We start from the raw sequence: 6,000 nt of genomic DNA on the forward strand, positions 1-6,000 counted from the left end.
AACCCACGATGCACGACGAACGATCAGGCGCTATTCGTGCCGGCGAGTTAGGTACGCTCACGCCCAGCATACCTGGCTTACCTTGGCCCAAGCCGTGGATGCGGGCGGGCGCCGTGCGGGTCGAACAGGCGCTGGCCCGCCTGCTTCCAACCGCAGACGGGGCCGAGACCGATTTGATCGCCGCGATGCGCTATGCTACGTTGCAGGGCGGAAAGCGGACTCGCGCACTGCTCTGCTTGGCTGCCGGCGCGTTGAGCGACGCGCCGGCAGCCGCCCTAGACGATGTCGGCGCTGCCATTGAGATGGTACACGCCTGTACTCTGGTCCATGACGACTTGCCCGCAATGGACGACGACGTGCTGCGGCGCGGCCTACCGACCGTCCACGTTCAGTTCGGCGAAGCGACCGCGATCCTGGTGGGCGATGCGCTGCAGGCGCACGCGTTTCTGACCCTCGCACAGCTGGACGCGCCCAGCGACACCCGTATCCGCCTCGTTCGCGAACTGGCGCAGGCTATCTCCACCGAGGGGGCGGCCGGCGGACAGGCCCTGGATCTCGCGCTGGTCGGAAAGCGTGTCGCTCCGGAACGGATCATCGCAATGCACAAGATGAAAAGCGGTGCGCTCGTGCGTGCCGCTGTACGCATGGGGGCGCTGTGCGCGCTACCGGAGAATTCCGCGCATGATGCGTTGTACCGGGCGCTCGATCGCTTCAGTTCTGGCTTCGGTTTGGCCTTGCAGGTGGTCGACGACATTCTCGATGTCACGGAGGACACAGCGACGCTCGGCAAGACGTCCGGCAAGGACGCTGACGCGCAGAAGCCGACCTCCGTATCGATCATGGGACTGCAGGCATCACGCCAACTCGCGCTCGATTTGTACCGGGACGCCGAACAAGCCATCGTCCCGCTGGGACCGCGCGCGCAACAACTGGAGCAGATGCTGCAGCGGGCTGCCACGTGTCTGCGTTAGGCATGCGTTGCCTATGAGCCACTCGGATTCATGCGGGTTTCAGGCAGCGGTGGGTTAATCGGCGGTATGGACTTCCCGTGCCCTGCCGCTGACGGCGATTCCAGACTGAAGCAGACGCGCGCAGCCAAGAGGTCGGCGTTCCTATAGCGCCGGAATCGATGTGTGGCGCTGGTTCCAGCCCTGCCTGCGCCGCAGTCGGATTCACTCATCGCTTGCAGTGCCCATCAGGATAAATCGATGTTGCAATCACTTCCCGAGCAAATACTCAGCGAACTTCGCCATCTTCTGGGCGGGATGAGTGATGGCGGCAGTGTTGGACCTTCAATCTACGATACTGCGCTGAATCTGCATTTCCAGGCTGATTCGAGCGAACAGCGCGAGGCGTATCGCTGGCTCCTGGCTCAACAGCATGCCGATGGAGGGTGGGGAAGTCCGGACTTCCCCTTGTTTCGTCACGCGCCCACGCTGGCGGCCTCGCTGGCCTTGCATCGGGCCGATCAGTTCCCCGAGCGGGCTGATGCTGTGCGCGCCGCGCAGGCATTCCTGTTACGACAGCCGGACCCCTATCTGCATGCAGTGCCCGAGGAGGCACCCATCGGAGTAGAACTGATCCTGCCGCAACTGTGCGACGAGGCCGGGTCCTTGTTGGCTGAACTGGTGATGCCGCGACATCCCGCGCTGCGCCCGCTGCGGCAATCCCGTCTGGACAGGCTCGCAGCCACGCCTGCGCTGCCAACCGGCCATCCGCTGTTGCATTCCTGGGAGGCGTGGGGGAGCTCGCCGGCCGAGGTGGAACTGGATGCTAACGGCAGCATCGGCATCAGTCCCGCGGCAACGGCCGTCTGGCGCCATCGCGCTGTCGAGGCGCTCGCTGCGCAGCGCGTCGGGCTTGCCGACGCTTATCTGCTCGCCGCAGCGCGCGCGACGCAGACGGGCATCGACGCGGTGGTTCCCAACGTCTGGCCGATCGATGTCTTCGAGCCGTGTTGGGTATTGTACACGCTGCATCTGGCCGGCCTGTTCTCTCATCCTGCGCTCGCCGACGAAGTAAGCAAAGGGATCGCACGGCTCGAGCGTTGCATGAGCGCACGCGGCTTGGGGCCGGCATCACACTTCGCTGCCGATGCGGACGACACGGCGATGGCTTTGTGCGTGCTGAGCCTCGCAGGGCGTGAACCGTCTGCCGAGCCGTTGCGCCAGTTCGAAAGCGGTGATCTGTTCGTCACCTTTCCCGGCGAGCGCAATGCCTCCGTGTCTACCAACATTCATGCGCTGCATGCCATGCGCAAGTTGGGGAGGCCCGCGCCCGGAGCCGGTGCCTTTGTTGAGGCGAACCGCACTGCGCGTGGAATATGGGAAAGCGACAAATGGCATGTGTCGTGGCTCTATCCGACCTCGCATGCCGTAGCCGCGCTGGCGCATGCCAGTCCGCAATGGCGCGACGAGCGTGCGCTGGTGGCGCTGCTCGACGCGCAGCATAAAGATGGCGGTTGGGGGAGTGGTCGCTCCTGCACCTTCGAGGAAACGGCGTATGCCTTGTTCGCATTGCGGGTGAGCAGCGACAGAGAGGATCAGGCTGGCCGCCAGCGCATCTCCCAGGCGGTGGCGCGCGCACTGGACTGGATGCTCGCAGGTTATGCTCCGCGGTCGGTTCCTCAGACTCCGCTCTGGATCGGCAAGGAACTGTATTGCCCGCTGCGGGTGGTGCGTGTGGCCGAGCTCGCAGGTCTTTGGCTGGCGCATGGCTGGGCTCGGCATGCCCGCACGGACGACCCGGGGGAGGCGCGGTAATGCAGGCGGAACGCGCACTAGACCAGGTCATGGAGTACGGCGGTCGCTTGACCGGCTTTACCGAGGAGCATGCAGCGGAAGCGATCAAGGGCGGCCAGTACATCCTGCAGAGCATCCATAGCGGCCTGCTTGGGGTCAGTGTGCGGACCGGCCGCGATCCGTGCGACGAAACGCTGATCCTGGCGTTCTATCGCGAACTGGCGTTGTTATTCTGGCTCGACGATTGCCACGATCGGGCGCTGCTTAACCCAAGCCAGCTTGCTGCCGTCGAACAGGCGCTCGGCCAGGGTACACCCTGCACAGTCGCCGGTTTCGAAGGGGGGAATGTGCTGCGCGCTAGCTTGGCTGGATTGGCCTACGATCCTCGCGACTACACGCACCTGCTTGCCGATACCCGGCATTATTGCGCCGCCTTGCGTGCGGGAAAGGCTCAGACGCAGGGTACCGAGGGCTGGTCGTATGCAGAACACCTGCAGAATGGCATCGATTCGATCGCCTACAAAAACGTGTTCTGCTGCCTGTCGTTGTTGTGGGGGTTGGACATGGCGAGCTGGCGCATGCGGCCGGATTTCTGCCATGCCTTACGGCTCATCTCCACGATAGGGCGTGTGCAGAACGATCTGCATGGATGGGCGAAGGATTTGCGGGTGGGTGAAACGGACAATGTGGCGATCAGGCTCAATCGATGCTATCCCGATTTGCCTGTGCCCCAGTTTCTCAAGGACGAGTTAGCCGGCCATACGCGCCTGCTGCATCAGGCGATGGCGGAGGGGAGCTTTCCCGCGCCATGGGGACAGTTGTTCGACGTTATGCTGACCATTCGCACCCAGTACTACCGGACCTCAGTCAGCCGCTATCGCGACGGGGCCGAGGGCGCAGATGAGGTCGGGCGGAATTCGTGGAGGCCAACGGGTTAAGCGGCGATCTGATTTTGCGCATTTCGGCGAACGTGACCGCCGATTTCGGGAACGTGACCGATCCGGGGCTCTGATGTGATGGACGACTCCCGCTACCGAGCGAGGGGTTTATGCCAAAGTGGAGAAGTCGTGACGTCCACGGCAAAGGAGCGTTCATCATGAACATAGCGACGGTTGGATTGGACCTTGCCAAGAACGTGCTGCAGGTTCACGCAGTGGATTCTCAAGGGCACATTGTTGTGCGCAAACAGCTCAGACGCACGGACGTATTCCTGCTCGAATTCGGCATAAGCTTGCCCGTTGGCCACGCCGTTGTGAAGCGCCTCTCCGTCGTGCTGGCTGAACATCCGTTACCGCCGCGCCTCGTGGCAATTCTCGAACGCCCGCACGCGCACTTCAAATATCTTACCCAGCAGATCGGCGATATCGAGAAAGAGCTCGATCGGCAACTAGCCGAAGATCCGGTTGGGCAACGCCTGCTGACGATTCACGGAGTTGGCCCGATCACCGCCAGTCTGCTTGCGTTAGAACTCGGCGACGGAAAGCAGTACCGATGCGGCCGAGACTTCGCCGCCGCAGTGGGCCTAGTACCCAACCAATACAGTACAGGCGGTAGAGCGAACCTGCTCGGGATCTCTCAGTGCCCTTCCAACGGCAACACCCGGCCAGCATCGACGTCCTGCAACCCCTCCACGATATTCCGATATTCGCGCATGCTCTAGCTCCTTACCTTGCGCGCGGGCCACTGCTGCCGAGTGTGCAGCACGTTGATGATCTGCACCACGTCGCCAGCGACGCGGTACACCATCAGATAGTTTTCCGTCACCACGGCCTCGCGCGTGCCGCGCACACGGCCCGCGCGGTACAGCTTCGGGTCGGCGGCAATGCGGCCGGTTTTGGCCTGGATTTCCACCGCGAGCGTGTCGGCCCCCTGCGGGCTTTGCTCGCGCACGTAATCGAGAATATCAGCAAGGTTGAGCAGCGCTGTCGCGGTCCATTCGACAGTTACTGTCATTTACGGGCCGTCCGCTTTGGCTTCGTGGCTGGCGTGGCCGCCTTGCCTGTGGCCAGCGCGCGCAGGCCTGCGGTGTCGCCGGATCGCAGCAGGGCCGCCACGGCGACATGCGGCACCTTCACGCTGCCCGGTTCGTCAGCCTCGGCAATCGAGGCGCGGACGGTTTCACGGAACCACCGGTTATAGGCGGCGTCCGCGTGCGCGGCCTTCATCTGCTCGCGCGCCCGCTCGGCCTTGGACTGTTCCGCGCTCGAGCGCGGGGCGACCGGATCGTACTGCGCCGCATCCACTTCGAAACGCACGATGCCCAGCTCGCGCAGGTACGTGGCCAGCGTCTCAAAGTTCGCCCATGTACGGACGTTGCCGCGCTGGGTCGCCAGTGCCCGCTCGGTCATGCCGTAGCGGAACAGCACGCCCCAGCCGCCACGCTGGCCGACCACGTGGGCCGCACGCACCGCGCCCGCCTCGACGAGACCGGACAGGGTTTTCTGGTCGATGGTATCGGTTGCCATGTTCACTCCTTCACGAGCTCGGGACGCCACTCGCGCACGACGGCCTCGAACTGCGGGCCGTAGCCCAGCGTGTCCGGGTAGCTGTTCGCGCGCGTGGCGAGGCGGAACACCACGCACATATCCTCTGCAATCGCCTCATCCACGGCCCAGCCGGTCGTGAGGTCGTAGCTGCCGCACTGGCCCGCATTCCACCAGGCCAGCAGGAAATCCGCGACGCGGCGGCTCTGGCCGGTGTCGCCCTGGGCGATCTGCAGGAGGTTCTCAAGGGCCCGCTTTTCGGCGGGGAGCATCTGTTCGGGGCGCATGGTGCCTTGCTATGGGAGAGGTTGACTTTTCCGACCCTTTTGACGGATCGGGATTCAGGATAGAGGTTATCACAATTCAGGATTTTGATTTTCCGGTCACAGGATGGCGAGGCCGGAACTGGACATAACGCCCGTCTGCGTGAAATGCAGCGCCATCAGGCGGCTGGTCGCGTCATCGAGATACACCAGCAGGTTGTGTCGCGTTAAGGACGATGCGACGATCAGGCGCCTAAGGTGAAGAGGATTGCTTACATCACGAGAGAATAGAATTGTTCGGCTGCAGTTGAGGCGACGCCATCGTCATACATCTGCCCCTTGCGGATCATGTGTGCGATCTCAATGCCAGACAGGATGATGCGCGCACAGCGGAAATCCTTGAACCCCATCATCGGTTCGATGATGCGTTTGATGGCACGGTGATCCTGCTCGACGACGTTGTTTAGGTATTTGTTTTGCCGGACCTTGATCGGCGTTAAACGCTCGGCATTG

7 protein-coding genes and 1 pseudogene are annotated in these 6,000 nt (G+C 63.1%); 4 read left to right on the forward strand and 4 right to left on the reverse strand.

Annotated features, from left to right (window positions below; translation table 11 throughout):
• Positions 1-98: 98 nt before the first annotated feature.
• From GCT19_RS36365 to GCT19_RS36380, 4 genes and pseudogenes are all read left to right on the forward strand, one after another.
• Positions 99-971: a polyprenyl synthetase family protein gene (locus GCT19_RS36365; protein ID WP_018437092.1), complete on the forward strand. Its 873-nt coding sequence runs from the start codon at positions 99-101 to the stop codon at positions 969-971.
• Positions 972-1,208: 237 nt separating this feature from the next.
• Positions 1,209-2,762, forward strand: coding sequence for a prenyltransferase/squalene oxidase repeat-containing protein (locus GCT19_RS36370; protein WP_221309636.1), 1,554 nt, complete (start codon positions 1,209-1,211; stop codon positions 2,760-2,762).
• Positions 2,762-3,679, forward strand: coding sequence for a terpene synthase family protein (locus GCT19_RS36375; protein WP_152854609.1), 918 nt, complete (start codon positions 2,762-2,764; stop codon positions 3,677-3,679). Before GCT19_RS36370 ends, GCT19_RS36375 begins: the two co-directional genes overlap by 1 nt.
• A gap of 266 nt (positions 3,680-3,945) precedes the next feature.
• Positions 3,946-4,320, forward strand: a pseudogene (locus tag GCT19_RS36380) (transposase); the annotation flags it as partial.
• A gap of 77 nt (positions 4,321-4,397) precedes the next feature.
• On the opposite strand, the gene GCT19_RS36385 reads toward GCT19_RS36380, so the two are convergent.
• The 4 genes from GCT19_RS36385 to GCT19_RS36400 all read right to left on the reverse strand — a co-directional run.
• Positions 4,398-4,694: a type II toxin-antitoxin system RelE/ParE family toxin gene (locus GCT19_RS36385; RefSeq protein WP_018437087.1), complete on the reverse strand. Its 297-nt coding sequence runs from the start codon at positions 4,692-4,694 to the stop codon at positions 4,398-4,400.
• Positions 4,691-5,206 (reverse strand): hypothetical protein, encoded by a 516-nt coding sequence (locus tag GCT19_RS36390; protein ID WP_018437086.1) that lies wholly within the window; start codon positions 5,204-5,206, stop codon positions 4,691-4,693. Before GCT19_RS36390 ends, GCT19_RS36385 begins: the two co-directional genes overlap by 4 nt.
• Positions 5,207-5,208: 2 nt before the next feature.
• Positions 5,209-5,511, reverse strand: a complete 303-nt coding sequence (locus GCT19_RS36395; protein WP_018437085.1) for a DUF7673 family protein — start codon at positions 5,509-5,511, stop codon at positions 5,209-5,211.
• Positions 5,512-5,759: 248 nt separating this feature from the next.
• A partial coding sequence (locus tag GCT19_RS36400; RefSeq protein WP_152854610.1) for a DDE-type integrase/transposase/recombinase occupies positions 5,760-6,000 on the reverse strand: 241 nt, incomplete at its 5' end.

The organism is Paraburkholderia atlantica, from assembly GCF_009362785.1.
GTDB classification, from domain to species: domain Bacteria; phylum Pseudomonadota; class Gammaproteobacteria; order Burkholderiales; family Burkholderiaceae; genus Paraburkholderia; species Paraburkholderia atlantica.

What these genes read in the sequence shown, in the direction of transcription:
- GCT19_RS36365 (WP_018437092.1), top strand. Translation starts at nt 99, where the DNA reads ATGCGGGCGGGCGCCGTGCGGGTCGAACAGGCGCTGGCCCGCCTGCTT.
- GCT19_RS36370 (WP_221309636.1), top strand. Translation starts at nt 1,209, where the DNA reads ATGTTGCAATCACTTCCCGAGCAAATACTCAGCGAACTTCGCCATCTT.
- GCT19_RS36375 (WP_152854609.1), top strand. Translation starts at nt 2,762, where the DNA reads ATGCAGGCGGAACGCGCACTAGACCAGGTCATGGAGTACGGCGGTCGC.
- GCT19_RS36385 (WP_018437087.1), bottom strand. Translation starts at nt 4,694, where the DNA reads ATGACAGTAACTGTCGAATGGACCGCGACAGCGCTGCTCAACCTTGCT.
- GCT19_RS36390 (WP_018437086.1), bottom strand. Translation starts at nt 5,206, where the DNA reads ATGGCAACCGATACCATCGACCAGAAAACCCTGTCCGGTCTCGTCGAG.
- GCT19_RS36395 (WP_018437085.1), bottom strand. Translation starts at nt 5,511, where the DNA reads ATGCGCCCCGAACAGATGCTCCCCGCCGAAAAGCGGGCCCTTGAGAAC.